Source organism: Desulfovibrio desulfuricans DSM 642, from assembly GCF_000420465.1.
Taxonomy (GTDB): Bacteria; Desulfobacterota; Desulfovibrionia; order Desulfovibrionales; family Desulfovibrionaceae; genus Desulfovibrio; species Desulfovibrio desulfuricans.
On the sequence record NZ_ATUZ01000011.1, the window covers coordinates 381,408 to 401,307 of the forward strand.

The following is a 19,900-nucleotide window of genomic DNA, read 5'->3' on the forward strand; positions in this document are numbered from 1 at the left end:
CATGCCCGCAGTACGGGCCTAAACAAAAGATTGATGAAAGGCTCCGGTTGATTCCGGGGCCTTTTTTATTTGCGGCTGGCGGTCAGCAGCGCTTATTGTCAGCAAACAAAGGCAAAGGCGATGCCCAAATGTCCTGCACCATGAGACAGCCGCTGGTGTACCTCCCCACTGGGAGCGTTTTGAACCATCATGCAAAGAAAAAAGGCCCCTCGCGAGAGGGGCCTTGGTATTGTGAGCGCGGTCTGCGCCGGGCTGATTTGCGCCGGGCTGATGTATTTGAAGCTAGTTTGCAGGAGCCTGAGGCGCTGCGCCCTTGGGCTGTTCTGGTTGCGCCGCGGGGGCGGCTTCCTTGACCACTTCTCTGGCGAGTTCCTTGGCTGCGTCGGCGGGAGTCGGCGCAGGCGCTGCTGCGGGAGTTTCAGCCGGAGTTGTCGGGGCCGCAGTTTGGGGAGCAGACACTCCCGCAGGCTGCGTAGTGGCGGGGGTAGCGGCAGGTTCCTGCACAGGAGCGGGCTTTTCAGCCGGAGCAGCGGGCGCGGATTCAGGCGCGGTTGCCGGGGCGGCGGGTTCAAGTTTGGGGGCCTCCGCAGGTGCTGCTGCGGGAGCTTCTGGCGCGGGGGCCGGAGTCGCCGCAGGAGCCAGGACAGCCGGGGCAGCAGGAGCGGGCGTCAGGATGGCGCTCAGGCTCTTTACCTGAGCCTCGGGAGTTTTTTCCAGCTGCGGCATGAGCATGAGCGATGCGGGCTGGGCCAGAATAACCGCAATGACCGCGCACATTACGAGCGAGCCGCTGGTGCCGCCATGCGCGCCACGGCGCACCAGACGGGCAAGCAGTACCGCCGCCACAATGCCAATGCCGCCAAGCACGGGCAGGGCCTTGAGTCCAAGCACGGCGGTGCGCTGGCTTTCGGTGAGTGTGAAGTGGAAAAACTTGCCAAGCCAGTCAAGCGTGTAGCCAAAACCGGCTGCCACCAGCGCCATGCTGGCGTGCAGCAGGCACAGGGCCGCGATGATGTAGAACAGCTTGGCTCCGGCTACGGGCAGGCGCAGCAGCGCCTTGCCCAGCAGGAGGGCCGCAAGACAGGCCGTGCATACGGCAGCGCCCACCATGTCGGCAGCAAAAATACTCAGCAGGCAGGCGAACACAAGGGCTATCCACAAAAGGGCCATTCCGGCTTTTTCGTTGCGGGAGGCGGCCAGATCAGCCGGGGCTGTGCGCAGCACACGCGCCCAGGAAACACCGCAAATGACAGCCAGCCAGGGCAGCAGGCCCAGAGCCGCAAAGGCTAGAGGCTTCCACCATGTGGCTTTGGTGATGGGCCAGGTCACAAGCTGGGTGCCAAGGTTCTTGAGGTATCCTTCCGGCTGATGCCAGAGCATGACAACAGCAAGCCAGCAACCGACCATGCCCAGCATAAGCACAAAACCCACGAGGCCGTCCGCCTTTTGGGCGCGACGGAATCCGCAACGCCAGAGCAGAAAGGTCAGGCTGGCAAGCACTGGCAGCAACAGATTGAAAAGGCCGCCCGTCAGGCCAGCCAAAGCCGCCAATGCAAAACCCAGAGGCAGAGTGATGGTCGTGTCTGGCTGTTGCCAGCCGTGGCAAAGGCAGGCGAGGGAAAGCAGGGTCACGGCTGCGGCTAAAGCTTCCGGCCCGGTAAAGGTGGAGAGCGGCGCAAAGATGGGCGCGCAGAGCAGCAGCATGCCGCCAGCCAGCGCGGCCCGGCGGTCCAGCCCGGCAACGCGGCCCAGAACCCACACCGCCACAAGACAGAGCAGGGTTCCGGCCATCGCGGCCAGGGGAAAGAGCAGATGGGCAAACTGCGGCGCGGCCTTGGTGAGCAGGGCTTCAATGCCCCGCAAAAACCAGAAGAATACGGGCCATTGCGAAAGACCGTCGCCAGCCGGGGCAAGCCACATGCCGCTTTGCGCGGTTTGGGTAAAGGCCAGAATGCCTGCGGCTTCACGCGGGCAGTACAGGCTGTGCCCCATAAGGGCGGGCCATGCCTGGGCCAGCATGATGAGCAAGAGCGCAAGCGGCCCAACAATGCTGGCTGTGTCAAAAATTTTGTCGGCAAAGCCGGGAGCGGCTGGCTGAGGAGCGGATTCTGCCGGCTTTGCTGAGGCCGCGGGTTTGCCTTCTTTGCCTGAGTTGCCGAACATTCCCCTGAATCCCCTGGCCGAGATCGTCACCGGACGGGAAGCCTTGGGGGCTGCGCCTTCGGCCTGAGGTGCGGCGGCTGCGGCGCTCGCAGCGCCCTGTGCCGCGCCCGCAGGTTCGGGAGCCGGTGCAGATGGCTGGGAAACTGCCTTGGCAGCTTGCTGCCCGGACTGGGCGTGTGCCCCTTCCGCGCTGGTCTGCTGGCCCCCAGACTGACAGGCAGCCTGGTCTTCGGGATTCTGGGCGCTGTTCTGGGTCATGGCATCGCTCCTTCATGCGTTTTCGGCTCGCCAAGCAGGATATGTCGCGCATGGCGGGCATCGAGGTCAATTTCTACGGCGCGCCCCGTGGGCAGGCTCTGGCCGCTCAGCACATCACGCGCGGGGCCTTGCGCACCAGCGGGCAGAGGGCAGGCAAGGTGTTGTTTCCGGTCAGAAAAATTGGTCGCCAGCAGCCAGTAGCCGCCGCCTGGCAGGGAACACAGGGTCGCCACGCAGCCTGCGGGGCCGTTTATCACCTGCACAAGACGGCCAGAAGCAAGCCCTGTGGCGCGCCTGGCCTGCAACAGGCGGGCAATCTGTCTGGCAAAACTTGTTTCCCGGCTCCACTGCATGTCCAGCGGGCCAAAGGCCAATGGAGCGGGGCTTTGCCCGCCGGGCTGGGTTGCGGCTCCCCAAAGGGGAACGCTGCCAGCGCTGGACGCGCCCTTGCCCGAACCCTGCGGCAGTCCCAGCGCGCCCGTAAGATCCTGTGGGCTTAAAAATGTCAGACCCGGCAAACCAATGCGCCAGCCCAGCAGGAGCAGGCAGGCGGATTCCATGGCCTGCGCGTGGTCGGGGTGCACGGCGCCTGCAGCGTCAAGCCCAAGGGCACGAGCGGCAAGTTCCGCCTGGGTGACGGGCAGACCCGAGGCCTCTGGCGCGCCCTTGGCAAGGGATTGCGCGCGGCGCACAAGAGCCTGACCGTCCGGCAGATCCAGCAGGGGACGCCAGTCAACATATTGCCTGTCCCGCAGTCCACGCGCAAGGCGGCTGTGGTCAACGCCCGCCGCGAGCGAGTCCTTGAGCAGTGCGCCCAGGGGCGCGGCATCGCCGCTCAGCAGGGCATATGCGGCTGCTGCCGGGGTGATGCTGTCGCGGCTGAAATCCACGGCTGTGGCAAGCACCGCTTTGGTCAGCGAAGGTGGCAGCACATCGTCCTGCACGGCCCATCCACCGTAGCGGTGCACCTCGCCCGCCAGGGATTCCAAAGCTTCAAGCCCCGGAACCAGAGCCGAAGGGTCTGTTCTGCCCCCGCTCTGGCCTTCCACCTGAACGTCAAGCCCCATGAGGGCCTCCAGCCTGATGCCCGCAAGCGTTTGCTGCTGCAAGCCCGTGTGCTGGATAACAGCTGCGGAAAATACCCGTCGGGCCTGACCGGAAGGATCCTGCCACAGGAGCACGGGCCGCAGGGCGTTACCGCTGTAGCGGTAGACCCATCGCCGCACCTGGCCATCCGCGCCGCGCACTTCGCCGGTGACGGCCCATCCGCCAGGGGTCGCCCAGTCAAGGGTGTCGCGCCGCAACTGATCAGGAACAACGCCCCTTTTGCGCAATTCCGCCACAGCGGTCTGGCGCAGGGGCAGGCAGTCCCATTCGCCAGCGGTGGCTGGCAAAACATCCCAGTCTTTCTGCGGCACAGACATCATGGCATACAGGCCGTCAAAGCGCGAGGCCCGGCGCGCCTGAAGAATAAAATCCGGCCCCAGCCCCGTTGCCGAGGGGGGGAGTTCGCCGCCCACCTGCATCTGCGCCTGATCAAGTTTTGCGGTCAGCCGCGAAAAATCCTCGCCAGTGCCCAGCGAAGGGTCTGGCCGCAGGGCGGTGACGTTATCGCCCGCCTCGGAGGCTGCATCAGGCAGTGCGGAAGCAGCGTGGGCGCTCCAGATGTCGCCCTTTTCACCCAAAGGTGCCAGAAAAAGCCCGCCAAAGCCCGCCTGCGCCCAAAAGGTGTCCACGCCGGGTTGGGCCAGCGCCCGCAGGGCTGGCTGCCCGGCTCCAAGGCTGTGCGGGTTCACGTCAAACCAGTTGGGCGCGGCGGTAAGCAGCAGGGGCACACGCCGCGCGGAGGCGCTGTTGCGCCAGATAAGATCCGTGCCGGAAACCTGCCCTGTCAGCTCCTGGGTGGAGCCAAGCATGGACTGGCGCTCAAGCCATTGCAGATACCCCGGATCGGCGCGCGGCAGCAGGGATGCGTTCCCCGCCGGCTGCTTGCGGCGCAGGGACGTTGCCGTGCTGCTGTGTTTTGTGCAGGCCGAAAGGCACAGGCCGACCACCAGGGCCGCCACGAGCACGGCCAGCAGGGGCAATCGAGCCGCAAGCCCGGCGGTCAGCGGTACGGGCCGCCGCAGTTTCTTTCGCAATGGCTGGGCACGCATGGTTGCGACCGTCAGGCCTTTGCCGCGGTTTCCTCGGCCTTGGCTGTGTTCCACAGCTCGTCCTTTTCATCAAGGGTCAGGGCCGAAAAATCAAGGTTCTGCTCGCGGGCGATTTCTTCCATGCGGGCAAAGCGTTTGAGGAAGCGGCGGTTGGCGTAGTCCAGCGCTTCGCTGGCCTTGATGCCCTTGCGGCGGCCAAGCTCTGCAATGCTGAACAGCAAATCGCCCAGTTCGTGCTTCTGGGCATCCTGATCGCCGCCAGCGGAGGCGTCCAGCCATTCCAGCCATTCGGCTTCCACCTGTTGCTCCACCTCTTCATCTTCCTGCCAGGTAAAGCCCACGCGGGCCGCCTTGGAATTGATGCGGTAGGCCTTGGCAAGCGGGGGCAGGCTCTCGGGCAGGCTGTCAAACAGGCCCTTGGGCTTGCCTTCGTCATCAGTATGCTCGGCACGCTTGATTTTTTCCCAGGCTTTGAGCTGTTCTTCAAGGCTGTCAAAAACCGTGTTGCTGAACACGTGGGGGTGGCGGCGGATCATCTTGGCCCTGTTGTTATTGAGGGCATCGTCAAGGTTGAACTGCCCCTGTTTTTCATACAGGCGCGCCACAAAAAGCAGCAAAAAGGCCACATCGCCCAGTTCTTCGCGGATGTCGGCCACGTTGCCGGAGCGGATGGCGCTCACAAGCTCATGGCTTTCTTCAATAACGTATTCGGCAAGGCTTTCTGGGGTCTGTTCCTTGTCCCAGGGGCAGCCGTCAGGGGCGGTGAGTTTGTCTATGAGGAGCTGCAATTCTTCGAGGGCGGTCTTTTCCATGATGGCGTATTTCCTTGGTAATTCTGGCAGTTAAATGCCCAGGCGGGCGGTGAGGTCAGGCGGCAGCCAGCCGTGTACCTGGGTCATGAGCGCGTTGAAGTAGGGCAGTGCGCGCGAATGCTGCATAAAGGGCGCGCCTGCGAAAAATTTTTGCAGAAACAGCAGGGCCAGCGAGCAGAGCAGGACGCCCTTGGCAAGACCGAGCATGCCGCCAGCCAGTTTGTCTGCCCATGACACAAAGGAGAAGGAAAGTATTTTTTGCAGGATGCGCGCAATGATGGCCACCGAAATGATGACCCCCAGAAAAATGAGCACGTATGCCGCAATGATGCGCCATGAGGGATCAGTGATGAGCGTAAGGCGCGGCGCAAGCAGCGGATGGTAATGGTGCGCGGCCCAGAAGCCGCCCAGCAACGAAATAAGCCCGGCAACTTCGCCCACGAAACCGTGGATAAAGCCCCGTGTGCCAAAAAATACCAGTACAAGCACTATAATGAGGTCGAAAATATCCTGACCCATGCGTTCTCCGTTGCGGCTGTATTGCCCGCATGGCGGGCCGTTGCCGGGAAGGCTTTCGCGCCGAGGCCTTTGACCTGCGGCGGGGCAGAGCATAGCAGATGCTGACCTGCGGCACAACGTGCCTCGGGGGCTGATTGCCCGCAAGCTGTTGGTCTAGTTGCGGTATGGAATATGGATGACTGGGAGGCTGCAAGCAGGGGACGCAGCATATGCGGGGCGGAGCGTCAAACAGGGCAGGCAAGCTGTTGCGGCAGACGGGGCAGCAGTTGGGCAATACTGCTGTGGCTGCGGAGCGCCAGAATCACGCCGGGGTCCGGCTCTGCAAAAATATGGGGGTAGTCCACCTCGCCGCACTGCGGATGCACGGTAAAGGCCAGTTGCTCCGGGCCGTTTGGCAAGAACTGCGCGTCAACGCCGGGCTTGTTTCCCCGCGCGTCCAACCTCCGCCAGACCTGCCGTTCGCTGATCCATACGGCATTGAGGCCGTGCAGCACCCGGTGGGGATCGTGCCCGTCTTCAAATCCCAGCAACTGGTAGCAGAATCCTGCGGCGATGCTGTTGGCGCGCAGCAATGCGGCCAGAAGATGCGCCTTGGCATAACACAGGCCCTGCCCCACATGCAGAACTTCCGATGCGCTGCATGTAACAGCAGTGCCGCCGCAATCCACCGAGTGCGCAACGCTATCGCGCACAAATACAAAAGTTTTTTCAACGAGTTCCATTTCAGTTGCGCAGTCTGCGGCAAGGCTGGCGGCCTTGCGCTGCACTGGTGCAGAGCGGAAATCAATGATTTCCGACTCGCTCATGCAGGCTTGCGGTGCGGGGGACTGTTGGTGCATCATCGCCAAACCCTATCACAGGGGAGTGCGGGGTGCAAAAGGACCAAAGCGTTCAGCCCCGCAGCGCATTGTCCTTTGTGCGCAGAACACAACCGTGCAGCATCACAGGGCGGAATAACAGGCCGGGCAGGAGGCATGATGGATACATTGCGGGGCCGTGTGGCGGGCGTGGTGCTGGCGGGGGGGCTTTCCTCGCGCATGGGGCGCGACAAGGCGCTGCTGCGGGTCTACGGCTCGGACAATCCTGATCTGCTGGCCCGTACGCACACGCTGCTTGCCGCCTTGCTGCCGCAGTGCTGGGTGTCGTGCAGGCCGGGCCTTCCCCGAGCCGGGTATCAGTGCATTTTTGATGAAAAAAATGATTGCGGCCCCGTAGCGGGGGTGGTCGCGGCCCTGCGCACGGCGCAGGCGCAGGGATTTTCTGCCGTGCTGGTACTTTCCTGCGACATGCCCTTTATGGATCCGCCCACCTTGCGCAAACTGCTTGCCGCCCGCGATGCAGCCCCGGCAGATACCCTTGCCACGCTCTATATAGATGCGGTTAGCGGCAGACCCGAGGCTCTTTCCGCCGTATACGAAACAGCGGCGCTGCCCTGGTTTGAAGATTCGCTTGCCTTTCACGGCGGCAGGCTCAACAGGGTCGTGCCGCTTGAGCGGCAGTGCCGTTTGCCCTATGGCCCGGAAGAAGCCCGCCCGTTTTTCAATCTGAACCGTCCCGATGACCTGCAAAGGGCGCTGGATATTCTGGGCGCTTCCCATTAGTCTCTTTTTGCCAGTTCACGGTCATCTAAGTAATCGTGATTATCCGGCGGAATCTGAGTTGCCGCCAACCAATATTTGCTACCCGGCGCGTCTGCGCGTCTGCCCGGGCGAGCGGAGAAAACGCGCGTGAAAACACAGCCGCACCAATGACTTCGTTCAGCCCGTTGCGGTGATTTGGAGCAAACATGGATATTGGGGCTTACACTTTTAAGGAATTTCATCGCCTTGCCGAGAATTTTCACGGCTATGCCGCACCGGGCCTGCTTGTGGGCGGCTATATGGTGGAGCTTGCGAAGCGTCATCTGCCAGAGGGCACACTGTTTGAGGCCGTGGTCGAATCGGGCAAGTGCCTGCCTGACGCGGTGCAACTGCTCACCTTGTGCAGTATCGGCAACAACTGGATGAAGATTCACAATCTTGGCCGCTACGCGGTGTCGCTGTTTGACAAGCACACTGGCGAGGGCGTGCGCGTGAGCCTGGATCCGGTAAAAATGGCTGCCTATCCCGAACTCAAGGCCTGGTTTTTTAAGGAAAAGGCAAAAAAAGATCAGGATATCGACCTGCTGGAATCAGAAATTGAAGCCGCGGGCGACAGCATCTGCAAGGTGGAACCCATCACGGTCAAGCGGCGGTTTATGGGCCACAAGCACATGACGCGCATTTTATGCTGCCCCGTGTGCGGCGAGGCCTACCCGGTGGAAGACGGCCCCGTGTGTCGTGGCTGTCAGGGCGAGGCCCCCTATGTGCTGGCGCGGCGCGAACTCAAGGAAGATTGTCAGGCCCTTGCGGCAGAGCGCCACAAGGCCGCAACGGGCGTTCGTGTTGTGCCTGTGGAAGAAGCCGTGGGCAAAACCGTGGCGCACGACATGACCCGCATTGATCCCGGCCAGTTCAAGGGGCCGGAATTCAAGGCCGGGCAGCGCATTTCTGTGGGCGATATCTGCCGGTTGCAGCAGATGGGCCGCTTCCATGTGGCCATTACAGATGATGCCCCGGCCAGCGCGCAGCTATCCCCTGATGATCCCCGTGCTCTTGTGCACGAAAATGAAGTGGCGGAAATCTTTGCGCGCCGCATGGCTGGCGAAGGCATTACCTACGAACTGCCGCCCCATGAGGGCAAGATAGATTTCAAGGCTGCCTGTAACGGGCTCTTCTGCGTGGATGTGGAGCGCATGACGCGGTTCAATCTGGTGCCCGAGGTTATGGTGGCCTCGCGTCAGGATGGAACCCTGGTCAAGCAGGGTGGCCCGCTTTGCGGCACCCGCGCCATCCCGCTCCATATAACGCGCGAGCGGCTTGGTCAGGCGCTGGAAGCGCTGGAAGGCGGGCCACTGTTCCGCGTGTTGCCCCTGCGCAAGGCCCGCGTGGGTATTCTTGTGACCGGAACCGAAGTTTTTCAGGGGATTATTGAAGACAAGTTCATCCCTGTCATCACCGCCAAGGTCAGCATGCTGGATTGCACGGTGGTGCGTACCGACATAGTACCGGACGACAAAGCCATGATGCAGGCCTCCGTGGCCGCCATGCGCGAGGCCGGGGCCGACCTGCTGATCACCACGGGCGGCCTTTCGGTTGACCCGGACGATGTGACCCGCCAGGCCCTTGTGGAAGCAGGTCTGACAGATGTGCTGCACGGCGTGCCCATCCTGCCCGGCACCATGAGCCTCATGGGCCGCATACCCGGCCCGCAGGGGGATATGCAGGTGCTGGGCGTGCCCGCCTGCGCCCTGTATTTTAAAACAACCTTCCTTGATCTGGTGCTGCCGCGCATGCTGGCAGGCCGTGGCCTGACCCGCGCCGAGGCGGCCCGCATGGGCGAGGGCGGCTACTGCCTGGCATGCCACACCTGCACCTATCCCAAGTGCTGGTTCGGTAAATAATTCTGCATCTTGTGCAAAGGCGGACACGCCTTTTTGCGGAGGTTCCGAATTTTTTTTCGGGGCCTCCTTTTTTTGTCGCCATCGGCTGCACATGCAGAGAGTGGAGCGATGACCAAGTTTGTTGACGTAGCTGAAAATGGCGGATACTTAATAGACCGACCGTCGGTCTATTGATGAAGAGAGGGAGCATATGCGCATCATTAAAGAACATGGCGAGCGTAGAACTGAAATCATTGACGCTGCCGAAAACCTGTTTGCAGCGAAGGGCTACGCCAGCACTGCCATCAGCGATATTCTTGAAGCCCTGAATATCGCCAAGGGCACGTTTTATCATTACTTTGCCTCAAAAGAAGCGCTTATGGACGCTGTTATCGAGCGGTACATTGATGCGGAAATGGCTGTGGCGCAGGCTGTTGCGGACGAGCCGCAGATGTCGGCTCACGAAAAAATGTTTCGCATTCTCAGAGATGCGGAGCGGGACAACGAGCGCGGTGACCGCCTGGAAAAAGAAGCTAGTGCCGTGGGCAATGCGGATATGCACCAGCGCACCATGGCATCCATTGTCCTGCGGCTTTCGCCAATTTTGGAGGTTGTTGTCCGGCAGGGAATGCGCGAGGGCACGTTCAAAACTGCATACCCTAAGGAATGCATGGAGATTTTGCTTGCCGCGTCAGAATTTATTCTGCACGGGTCGGCATTTGCGTGGAGTAGCGCCGAGCGCCTGCAAAAGGCCAGGGCTCTTGCCTGGATGGCGGAAAAAGCCCTTGGCGTGGAAGAAGGCCGGTTCAGCTATCTTTATAAACGGTATGAAGAGGATGGAGCCTGCTGTGATCAATGCTGAAATCTGGATGGCTGACCTCTTGCCGCAATTGCAGCAAGCCTTTGGCGCGCGCCTGCGATATCTTGGGCTGCAAGGCAGCTACCGCCGGGGCGAGGCCACTGAATCAAGCGATATTGATGTGGTTGTGCTGCTGGATGTTGTTGCTCTGGATGATCTTGATGCTTACCGGGCCATTGTCCGCGCCATGCCGGAGGGGCAAAAAGCCTGCGGCTTTATCGGCGGTACTGGGGATTTATTCCATTGGCCGAGACATGAGCTTTTTGCATTCCAGAAGGACACAGAAGACTGGTTTGGCAAGCTGGAGGATTTCCTCCCCGCCATCACGGATAAAGACGCTGCAGACGGCGCAAAAATCGGCGCAGCCGGGCTTGTTCATCTTCTTACGCACACGTATCTGTATGCGGATGAGCAGACCAGACCCCTTGTCTTGCAAGATGCCTATAAAGCATCCTTTTTTGTCATGCTGGTGCGGCGCTACCTGGCCACGGGCCTGTTCTGCCGCAGCAAAAAAGAATTGCTGACGAGCCTTGAAGGCTCGGAGAGAGAGATCATTGCGGCTGGGCTTGACCTCCCCCTCTGGCTTGCCGCACACAGCGAAAGGCAAGGTTACGACCTGCTGCTGCGCTGGTGCAAAGAAGTTTTACAAGGCCAGCCTTTGAGCTTCGGCCTGAATTGGCACGCTTTTTTATGACGGCTTTTTGTAAACCACCTGACTGATGCAGGTGGTTTTTTATGCAATAGGCTATCTGGTGACTGGAGAAAGCGTAATTTTTCAAGAAAAAAGTATAATTATTTCAGCGATAGTTTGGCAGAAAATATCAACCAATTTATGCTGTTTGTGTGTACAATCCTATCAATTATAGTGTTCCATCACTGCGAAATGGCATGCAAAATTCTATCATTGGGAAAATGCTCACAAATAGGGTCGGTTCCCTTTAAAAAATTGTAAGTATCTTGCGATATCACGTTTTTTCAACTATGGTGAAAACAAATCTCCATCTTGTTAGTTGACGCAGTTCAGAGGCGTCTTGTTCAACGCAGGAGTTCTGACCTTGCGTTGCGTGATTGGCCTAAAAAAGGAGTGTCATCATGAAAAGCACCCGGAGGAGTTTCCTCAAGGGCGTCGGTGCAGGAGTTCTCTGCCTCACATTGGGGCAGCTGGGCTTCGACCTGGGCGAGGCCCAGGCTTACGCCGTAAAACTCAAGATAGAAGGCGCAAAGGAAGTCATCAGCGTCTGCCCCTTCTGTTCGGTCTGCTGTCAGGTCATAGCCTATGTGCGTGACGGCAAGCTCGTTTCCACAGAGGGCGACCCGGACTTTCCCGTTAACGAAGGTGCGCTCTGCGCCAAGGGCGCGGCGCTCTTCAGCATGTACACCAATGACCACCGCCTGAAAAAGCCGCTTTACCGCGCGCCCAACAGTGATCACTGGGTGGAAAAAGACTGGGACTGGACTCTGGCCCAGATCGCCCGCCGGGTTAAAGACACCCGCGACAAAGACTTTATTCTCAAGAATGCCAAGGGGCAGACGGTTAACCGGCTTGATTCCATCTTCTGGATGGGAACATCGCACGCCTCCAACGAAGAATGCGCTGTCATTCACCAAGCAATACGCGGCCTGGGTGTTGTCCATATGGACCACCAGGCACGGGTCTGACACAGCCCCACTGTTGCGGCTCTGGCAGAGTCGTTCGGACGCGGTGCAATGACGAACCACTGGATCGATATCAAGAATAGCGATGCAGTGCTTATTATCGGCAGCAATGCCGCTGAACATCATCCTGTCGCCTTTAAGTGGGTCATGCGGGCCAAGGACAACGGGGCCGTGCTTATGCACGTTGACCCCAAGTTCTCGCGCACGTCCGCCCGTTGCGACTTCCACGTGCCTCTGCGCTCGGGTACGGATATTCCCTTCCTGGGCGGTATGCTCAACTACATTCTGGAAAACAAGCTGTACTTCAAGGACTACGTTGAAAAGTACACCAACGCCGCCTTTGTGGTGGGCAAGGATTACGCTTTCAACGACGGCCTTTTCAGCGGCTATGATCCTGCCACGCGCACATATGACAAAAAGACGTGGGCGCTGGAAATGGGGCCTGACGGCAAGCCTGTGGTCGATCCCACCTTCCAGAACGAACGCTGCGTCATCAACATGATGCGCCAGCACTATTCCCGCTACACGCTTAAAAATGTTTCTGACGTTACGGGCGTTTCGCAGGAAAATCTGCTCAAGGTATACAAGGCCTTCTGCGCCACTGGCGGCCCCGACAAGGCTGGCACCATCATGTACGCTCTGGGCTGGACACAGCACACCGTGGGCGTGCAGAACATCCGTCTTTCCTCGCTGATCCAGCTCCTGCTGGGCAATATCGGCGTGGCTGGCGGCGGCATCAACGCCCTGCGCGGCGAGCCCAATGTGCAGGGCTCCACGGACCACGCCCTGCTGTACAACAACCTGCCCGGCTACCACGGAACCCCTCGCGCCCCGTGGCAGACCCTGGCCGACTACAACAAGGCCAACACCCCTGTCACCAAGCTGCCCAACAGCGCCAACTGGTGGAGCAACAGGCCCAAGTATATTGCCAGCCTGCTCAAGGGCTGGTTTGGCGATGAAGCCACGCCTGAAAACGACTTCTGCTATGACCTGCTGGCCAAGCTGGAGCCGAATGAAGACTGCTCGTACATGTTTGCCATGGATAAACTCTATCAGGGCAAGATGCGCGGTGGTTTCATCTTTGGCGTGAACCCCATGAACAGCTTCCCCAATACCAACAAGATGCGGGCAGCTCTGGACAAGCTGGACTGGCTCGTGTGCTCTGAACTGCACAATTCGGAAACCACGGACAACTGGAAGCGCCCCGGTGTGGACCCCAAGGCCTGCAAGACCGAAGTGTTCCTTTTGCCCTCGGCTCACCGCATTGAAAAGGAAGGCACCATCAGCAACAGCGGCCGCTGGTTGCAGTGGTTCGATCAGGGCGTAAAGCCCGGCGGCGAAGCACGCAACTTTGCGGACATCGTTGTGCCCCTGTTCAACCAGATCCGCGATCTCTACAAGACCGAAGGCGGTGTGCTGCCCGAGCCCATCCTCAAGATGCACTGGACAGACAAGTATGACGCCGCCGAGTGGGCGCGGCGCATCAACGGCTTCTTCTGGGCTGATGCCAAGGTAGGCGACAAGCAGTACAAGCGCGGTCAACTTGTTCCGACATTTGGCGCGCTGAAAGACGACGGTTCCACCTCATCGCTCAACTGGATATACACCGGCAGCTGGACAGAAGAAGAAGGCAACAAGTCCAAACGCCGCAATACCAGCCAGACGCCCATGCAGGCCAACATTGGCCTGTTCCCCAACTGGTCGTGGTGCTGGCCGGTGAACCGCCGCATTCTCTACAACCGAGCTTCTGTGGATGTGAACGGCAAGCCGTTCAATCCCAAGCGCGCTGTTATTGAATGGGACGGCACCAAGTGGGTGGGCGACGTGCCCGACGGCCCCTGGCCGCCCATGGCCAATGAGGGCGGCAAGCTGCCCTTCATCATGGTGAAGGACGGGCATTCCCAGTTCTTTGGCCCCGGCCCCGCCGACGGCCCCTTCCCCGAACACTACGAACCCGCGGAAACGCCTCTGGCCAGCCATCCGTTCTCAAGGCAGTTGAGCAGCCCGGTGTACAAGTTCCATACCTCCGATATGGACAAGATCGCCGCTCCCGCTGACCCCAACTACCCCTATGTGCTGACCACCTACAGCCTCACCGAACACTGGTGCGGCGGCGGCGAAACGCGCAATGTGCCCAACCTGCTCGAAACCGAGCCACAGCTCTATGTGGAAATGAGCCCAGAGCTGGCCAAGGAAAAGGGCATCAAGAATGGCGACGGCGTCCTTCTTGAAAGCATTCGCGGTACCTGCGAGGCCATCGCCATGGTGACGGTGCGCATTCGTCCCTTCACGGTTATGGGCAGAACGATCCACCTTGTGGGTATGCCCTTTGCCTTTGGCTGGACAACGCCCAAGTGCGGCGATTCCACCAACAGGCTGACTGTTAGTGCGTTTGACCCCAACACCACTATTCCTGAATCCAAGGCCTGCTGCGTCAATCTGCGTAAGGCCGACAAGCTGACCGAAATAGGCTAACGAGCCGGGCGCGCTCCTTGATGGAGCGCGCCCGCCAAGGAGCATTGTTATGCCGAAGACTTTTTTGATCGACACCACTCGGTGCACGGCATGCCGGGGCTGCCAGTTGGCCTGTAAGGAATGGCATGACCTGCCTGCCAATGAGACCAAGCAGCGCGGCACTCATCAGAATCCGCCGGATCTGAACCCCAACAACCTCAAGATTGTTCGTTTTCGCGAGCGTATGAAGCCTGACGGCACCGTTGTGTGGAACTTCTTTCCCGACCAGTGCCGCCACTGCATCACTCCCATTTGCAAGGAAGTGGCCGACATGGCTGTGCCCGGGGCCATCATCAAGGATCCCAAAACGGGTATGGTGATAGCCACGGACAAAAGCGCCAAGCTGAGTCCCGAGGATGCGCAGGCTGTTATTGATGCCTGCCCCTACAACATCCCCCGGCTGGATCCCAAGACCAAGTGTCTGACCAAGTGCGACATGTGCATTGACCGCGTCACCGCGGGCATGCTGCCCATCTGCGTCAAGACGTGCCCCACTGGCACCATGGCTTTTGGCGAAAGGGAAGAAATCCTGCCCATGGCCAAAAAGCGGCTTGAGATTGTCAAAAAGACCTTCCCCAAGGCTTTTCTGGCAGATGTAGAGGATGTGAGCGTCATCTACCTGCTGGCAGAAGAAAAAGAACACTACTACGAATACGCGGCCTTCATGTAAGGCCTTATCCCCTCTACCCCCGCAGTCGCTCGGCTGCGGGGGTAGAAAAGCACTGCGGGGGCTTGGCAAATCCTTCGCTTTGGTTCACCATCAGGGTACAATACCAGCAAGCACGTTTGCCGTGTTGCGGCGCGAACTTTGCTGGAGCGGCCCCTGGTTTTTTGCCTCAACCGGTTGACGCAGGCTCGCTTTGAAATGCGCGGGCGGCTCCAAGAGCAGGTGTTTGCCAAGGCTGCGTAATGGTCTGCCAGCCCGGTGCCTGATCGGCATGCGGAAATGCAGCACCGCTTGTATCTGCGTTGCAAAATGCCGGAATGAGCATTCTGATAACATTGAGAGCAGACATCCTCAGTGTTGTATAGTTTGGGAAAGCAGCCGGGGTATCCCCCGGCATACGGAGTATCAATGGCTGATAAAAGGCAAACCGTTGCCCAAACCCTTGAAGAAGTTATCACTTGGCGTCCGGTGCTGGCCCCTGTGCTTCGGTCGTTTGAACCGCTGCTCACCGCCCAGGAAGAGCTCGGCGATGCTGTGGCCGAAAGCTTGAAAAAAGAGGGAGTGTTACTGCCGCAGGCCCAGCCGCAGCGGATGGAGCAGGGTGTTTCAATGCTTGCCGGGGCTTCCTTTTCAGGCGTGGCCCCAGCAGTGCGCATTTGCGCAGAAAAGCTGCTGCCCATGTTGTGCCGCATGGACGCCGTGGTTCCCCACAAGGCCAAGCTTACGGATTTTTTTCTGAAATCTGACGGAGCTGAAGCCCGGCGAGCGGAAGAGTTGGTTTGCGCCGCTGCCTCGGGCGACAGGGATGCCCTGGCGGCTCTGGCAGAAAAAATTGGCATTGACCCCCTGGTGCTGGACTTTGTGACGGGGTTCATCGTTGCGCCGATATTGCGTGGCATGACCGCGCAGGCCGTGGCCGCTGAGGGCGACACCCCCTGGGAAGCCGGCGATGTATGGCGGCAGGGCTATTGCCCTGTGTGCGGCGCACTGCCCACCATTGGCTGGATGGACAAACCCAGCATTGATGAAAAAAATGCTTTTCTTGCGGGTGGCGGCGGTAAAAAACATCTGCACTGCGGCGTGTGCGGGGCAGACTGGAAATTCCGGCGTGGCGCATGCCCGGCATGCGGCGAGGAAGGCAGCGGAGTTATGGAACTGCTGCGCGAAAGCGGCACTGCGCACGGTGAGCGGCTGGACTGGTGCACCAAGTGCAAGTCTTACTGCCCGGCGGTGGATCTGCGCGAACGCGAGTTTGTTCCCAATCTGGATGCCCTGGCGCTTGGCATGATGCATCTGGATATGGTGGCTGCACGTAAAAAGCTGAAACCAGTCAGGCCGTCATTCTGGAATATGTTTTAGCGGCAGCTTGCGGCAAGCGCCAAAGGCGTTTTTTGAAGCTGCCTTTACTGCAAAATTTATTGCTGGCAGTCTGGCTGGCAGCGGATTGCTGAGTCGGTTTGTTGAACCGTTTAAATGCTCCTGATGTAGCAGTCTTTAATTATTGCACAAGCAGGCATTATTAGGGTAGAACAACCGCTGCGGAGAGTGGTGTTGATGGCGGCTTTTCAGCCGCCAGTGGTGCGCCGGGGCCTGCTCCTGCGCTTTACGAACCCTAGGAGGAATAGCTGATGAAATATGTGACCTTGTTGCTGCTTGCGTTAAGCCTCGTGTGGGTTGGCGAAGCGCAGGCGCGTGATATCAAGGAAATGTCGCAGGCCATTAAAAAGCCCATTGAAATTCCTGGTGGAACATCCCTGCGTATGAGCGTCATGTTCCCCCACACGGCGCACAAAGGCATCAATTGCATGCATTGCCACCACGAAGTGGGCAGCGACAGCCGCTACGTAGCCTGTACCGAATGCCACGCCACCCCTGGTGCGCGCGAGCGTGATCCCATGAGCATGTTCATGGCCTTCCACTCCAAGAATGGCGATCGCTCCTGCTACGGCTGCCACTCGCAGAAGGCTCAGGAAAATCCCGCCAAGTACGGCGCCAAGTTCAAGGGCTGCCGTCCCTGCCATATGGCCGCAAGCGCCCGCGAAGCCGCCAAGCAGAAGTAAGCTCACTCCCGCCACGGTTTTTCTGTACCGCATAAAGGCCCCGCAAGGGGCCTTTATGCGTTGCAAAACAAGCCAACCCAGGTGGTTTGGCCTGGGCGCAGTGGCAGCTCCGCCAAGCAGGGCTCCTCTCCCAGATGAATCTTCGTCAGCGATGCTATGTGCGTTAAGTGTGTTCCCTTACGGCTGAACCCTATGCGCCTGAATAAACAGCAAAAGGCTGCAACGCGGCATTGGACGCAAAAAAAGGGCGTTTTGCAACGCCCTCATTCAATAGCTGAAAAGATTTTAACAAGGTATCCGTCTAGAGGCCCAACTGGGAAAGCATGTCGTCAATGGCGCCCTGTGAAGCTGCGGTTTTGTCCGGCCCTTTGAGTTCGCTGCGGCCCTGATTGAATTCCTTGACCGCCTTGCGTGCCTCGTTCTGCAATTCCTGAACGTTCTTGGTGGGGTCTTTTTCCGCCCCGTCCAGAATAAGGCCCGAGGAAACGTAGAGTTCCACCACCATTGCCTCAATCTGGTTCAGGGCAGACACGACCTTTTTAATGCGCTGGCCTGTGATGTCCTGAAAGCTCAGGGCGGTCAGCACGGAAGTGAGGTCATCGCCAAGGCGCTGGTTGTTTGCTTCCAGCTCGGCAATGGGGGCCGCATCTGCGCCGCCGTTACGCAATCCTGCCAGATGCGCCGCATTCTGTTCCTGAAGATCAAGATGCCGCTCCACGATTTCCATGATGGTCATGGTGGCGCTTTCCGTATCTTTCAGAACTTCATCCAGCTGGCTTGATGCTTCCAGAAATAGCGCATCCGGATTTGGGGGAGGCAGGGGCTGGCCTTTGGAGGCAGTGGATATGCGCTCAAAAATGTCTCTCAGTCCCTGGCGCATTTCCGTGCTGATCTGCTTGTAAACTGCGGCTTCGGGCTTTTCATCGCTCATGCCCGTCCCCTTTGCGCGCGGCGCGGTTTAATTTGTGCGTTTTGAACCTTTGGGGTGTATGGTCAAAGGTAAAATGCAGTAAAAAAACTCCGCCGCGCGAGGGCGCGGCGGAGCCGGGATACTTACTTGTTGGTCTTCAGAAACGTCTTGGCCCGCGCAGCTTCAGGCGAGTTGGGATATTTCTTGATCAGCTCTTCCAGGCGGGCTTTGGCAGCCGCAGACTGATTGAGCTTGCTGAAGCTGATACCCTGCTTGAGGTACGCGCCAGGCGCGCTGGAAGAAGAAGGATACTTTTTGATAACAGCATCATATGCCAGGGCCGCATCCGCAAACTGGTTGCGCTGGAAATAGCACTCGGCCAGATAGTACTGGGCCTCGGGAGCCTGGCTGTGGTCTTTGTAATTTTTCAGAAAGTCATTGAAAGAACGCTGCGCCTCATCGTACTTGCGGGACTGGTAGGCGTTAACGCCAGCGTCAAAAAGCGCGAGCGAAATGTCCTTTTGGGGAGCCTGAACCTGCGGTTCGGGCTGGGGGCTGGGCTGGCCCCAGGTGCTGGAACTGGGATTGATGACGGGCTGGTGCTGTGTTGCCGCGCCCTGGTCGCCAGCGGCGGAAGCCGCAGCGTACCCCACGGAACCAGCGGCCATGCCGCCTGCCGCTGCCTGCCCGTAGGAAGGCTGCCCATAGCCGGGCTGACTGAAAGCAGGAGCCGCCTGTGGCGCTGCCTGGGCAACGGGAGCAGAACCACCGCCGCTGGTCATGGGGTCGCCAAGGTTCAGGTTCAGCGCCATGCTGCGCTCCACCTGACGCAGAGCCTCATCGTGCGTTCTCACACGGCCCACCAGGGCTTTGGCGCCGCCTGCGTTTTGCAGGTCGTCAATCTGGCCCTTAAGGGCATTGACTTCCTGCCGCAGGGTCTGAATCTGGTTCCAGGCATCAGCCTGAGCCGGCTGCAACTGTCGCAACTGCACGTCTTGCTGCTGCACCTGCTGTTCCAGTGAAATGCTGCCGCTGCCGCTGCTGGTGCTGCCGCCCATGCAGCCGCTCAAAGGCAGCGCCGCGCAAGCCAGAGTCAGGATGTACATAGTACGGAGTGTGCGCATAGTCCCCTCTTTCAATTTTGCACTTTTCCCAGAACTTTTTTTCGTCCGGTGAAAATATAGATGATTCCCCCCACACATGGCAGAAAAACTACCAGCACAAGCCACAGGGCGCGCTGCTGTGGGGTTTCAAACTCGTGTCCCCATATGTGCAGAATGCTCCACAGTGTCGGGATCATGGGGAACATTACCACAAGCACATGCCACCAATGAAAAATCATGCGGTTCCTCCCTTGTCAGGGGTTGGTTTGCCGCCTTTGTCGCTGGCGGCAGCCTGGGGCTTGCGCCAGAGAATCAGGCAGGCCAGCACCGCACCAACAAATATGGCCGAATCAGCCACGTTAAAGGCAGGCCAGTGCCAGTCGCCCCAATAGACATCCAGAAAGTCCACCACGGCGCGAAAGCGCACACGGTCAACAAGATTGCCAAGCGCGCCGCCCATCACAAGCCCAAGGGCCGTGAACAGCCAGGGGTCTTCATCCGAGCTGCGCACCAGCATGACAATGGCCCACACAGCCACAAGCGTGGCAGCGAGAAAAAGCCAGAACTGCCACTCAATGTCTGACCGGTTCAAAAAGCCAAACGCCGCGCCACGATTGCGGATATTGACCAGATCAAACAGCCCGGCAATAACCGTGATGGGCCTGTGCTCGGGTATGAACTGCATGACAGCCCACTTGCTCACCTGATCGAGAACAAGGGCGACAATGGCCGCTATGCCGAGTATGCGATAACGCCTTGGCAT

General features: G+C 59.4%; 17 protein-coding genes. 8 read left to right on the forward strand and 9 right to left on the reverse strand.

What is annotated here, in order from left to right:
* Window positions 1-282 precede the first annotated feature (282 nt).
* From G449_RS15815 to G449_RS0103395, 5 genes are all read right to left on the reverse strand, one after another.
* Complete coding sequence (locus G449_RS15815; RefSeq protein ID WP_022657901.1) at window positions 283-2,421, reverse strand: ArnT family glycosyltransferase; 2,139 nt, start codon at window positions 2,419-2,421, stop codon at window positions 283-285.
* Complete coding sequence (locus tag G449_RS0103380; RefSeq protein ID WP_022657902.1) at window positions 2,418-4,577, reverse strand: hypothetical protein; 2,160 nt, start codon at window positions 4,575-4,577, stop codon at window positions 2,418-2,420. The genes G449_RS15815 and G449_RS0103380 overlap by 4 nt, the downstream gene beginning before the upstream one ends.
* 11 nt (window positions 4,578-4,588) lie before the next feature.
* Window positions 4,589-5,389, reverse strand: a complete 801-nt coding sequence (mazG, locus tag G449_RS0103385) for a nucleoside triphosphate pyrophosphohydrolase (RefSeq protein ID WP_022657903.1) — start codon at window positions 5,387-5,389, stop codon at window positions 4,589-4,591.
* 30 nt (window positions 5,390-5,419) lie between these two features.
* Window positions 5,420-5,908, reverse strand: a complete 489-nt coding sequence (locus tag G449_RS0103390; protein ID WP_027180666.1) for a CvpA family protein — start codon at window positions 5,906-5,908, stop codon at window positions 5,420-5,422.
* Between the two features lie 224 nt (window positions 5,909-6,132).
* The gene (locus tag G449_RS0103395; RefSeq protein WP_022657905.1) at window positions 6,133-6,714 is read right to left on the reverse strand and encodes a transglutaminase domain-containing protein; all 582 of its coding nucleotides are present in this window, start codon (window positions 6,712-6,714) and stop codon (window positions 6,133-6,135) included.
* A 171-nt stretch (window positions 6,715-6,885) separates the two neighbouring features.
* Between G449_RS0103395 and mobA the strand changes: the two genes are divergently transcribed.
* The 8 genes from mobA (at window position 6,886) to G449_RS0103445 (ending at window position 17,124) form a co-directional block, all read left to right on the forward strand.
* Window positions 6,886-7,509 (forward strand): molybdenum cofactor guanylyltransferase, encoded by a 624-nt coding sequence (gene mobA, locus G449_RS0103400; RefSeq protein ID WP_022657906.1) that lies wholly within the window; start codon window positions 6,886-6,888, stop codon window positions 7,507-7,509.
* 185 nt (window positions 7,510-7,694) lie between these two features.
* Window positions 7,695-9,389 carry an FmdE family protein gene (locus G449_RS0103405; protein ID WP_022657907.1) on the forward strand — a complete coding sequence of 565 codons (1,695 nt, stop codon included), beginning with the start codon at window positions 7,695-7,697 and terminating at the stop codon, window positions 9,387-9,389.
* Window positions 9,390-9,579: 190 nt separating this feature from the next.
* Window positions 9,580-10,230 (forward strand): TetR/AcrR family transcriptional regulator, encoded by a 651-nt coding sequence (locus G449_RS0103410; RefSeq protein ID WP_022657908.1) that lies wholly within the window; start codon window positions 9,580-9,582, stop codon window positions 10,228-10,230.
* A 7-nt stretch (window positions 10,231-10,237) separates the two neighbouring features.
* On the forward strand, window positions 10,238-10,921 hold the full coding sequence (locus G449_RS15820; RefSeq protein ID WP_281166532.1) for a nucleotidyltransferase domain-containing protein: 684 nt from the start codon (window positions 10,238-10,240) through the stop codon (window positions 10,919-10,921).
* Between the two features lie 398 nt (window positions 10,922-11,319).
* The gene (gene fdnG / locus G449_RS0103425; RefSeq protein WP_159060422.1) at window positions 11,320-14,358 is read left to right on the forward strand and encodes a formate dehydrogenase-N subunit alpha; all 3,039 of its coding nucleotides are present in this window, start codon (window positions 11,320-11,322) and stop codon (window positions 14,356-14,358) included.
* Between the two features lie 49 nt (window positions 14,359-14,407).
* Complete coding sequence (locus G449_RS0103430; RefSeq protein WP_022657910.1) at window positions 14,408-15,067, forward strand: 4Fe-4S dicluster domain-containing protein; 660 nt, start codon at window positions 14,408-14,410, stop codon at window positions 15,065-15,067.
* 405 nt (window positions 15,068-15,472) lie between these two features.
* Window positions 15,473-16,423, forward strand: a complete 951-nt coding sequence (locus G449_RS0103440; RefSeq protein WP_022657912.1) for a formate dehydrogenase accessory protein FdhE — start codon at window positions 15,473-15,475, stop codon at window positions 16,421-16,423.
* Window positions 16,424-16,692: 269 nt separating this feature from the next.
* Window positions 16,693-17,124, forward strand: a complete 432-nt coding sequence (locus tag G449_RS0103445; protein WP_022657913.1) for a cytochrome c3 family protein — start codon at window positions 16,693-16,695, stop codon at window positions 17,122-17,124.
* Window positions 17,125-17,425: 301 nt separating this feature from the next.
* Here the strand turns inward: G449_RS0103445 and G449_RS0103450 are convergent, their stop codons facing one another.
* From G449_RS0103450 to lspA, 4 genes are all read right to left on the reverse strand, one after another.
* Window positions 17,426-18,055, reverse strand: a complete 630-nt coding sequence (locus tag G449_RS0103450; protein WP_022657914.1) for a protein phosphatase CheZ — start codon at window positions 18,053-18,055, stop codon at window positions 17,426-17,428.
* Between the two features lie 122 nt (window positions 18,056-18,177).
* On the reverse strand, window positions 18,178-19,158 hold the full coding sequence (ybgF, locus tag G449_RS0103455; RefSeq protein ID WP_022657915.1) for a tol-pal system protein YbgF: 981 nt from the start codon (window positions 19,156-19,158) through the stop codon (window positions 18,178-18,180).
* A gap of 11 nt (window positions 19,159-19,169) precedes the next feature.
* Window positions 19,170-19,376 carry a PLDc N-terminal domain-containing protein gene (locus tag G449_RS0103460; RefSeq protein WP_022657916.1) on the reverse strand — a complete coding sequence of 69 codons (207 nt, stop codon included), beginning with the start codon at window positions 19,374-19,376 and terminating at the stop codon, window positions 19,170-19,172.
* Complete coding sequence (gene lspA, locus G449_RS0103465; RefSeq protein WP_022657917.1) at window positions 19,373-19,900, reverse strand: signal peptidase II; 528 nt, start codon at window positions 19,898-19,900, stop codon at window positions 19,373-19,375. The genes G449_RS0103460 and lspA overlap by 4 nt, the downstream gene beginning before the upstream one ends.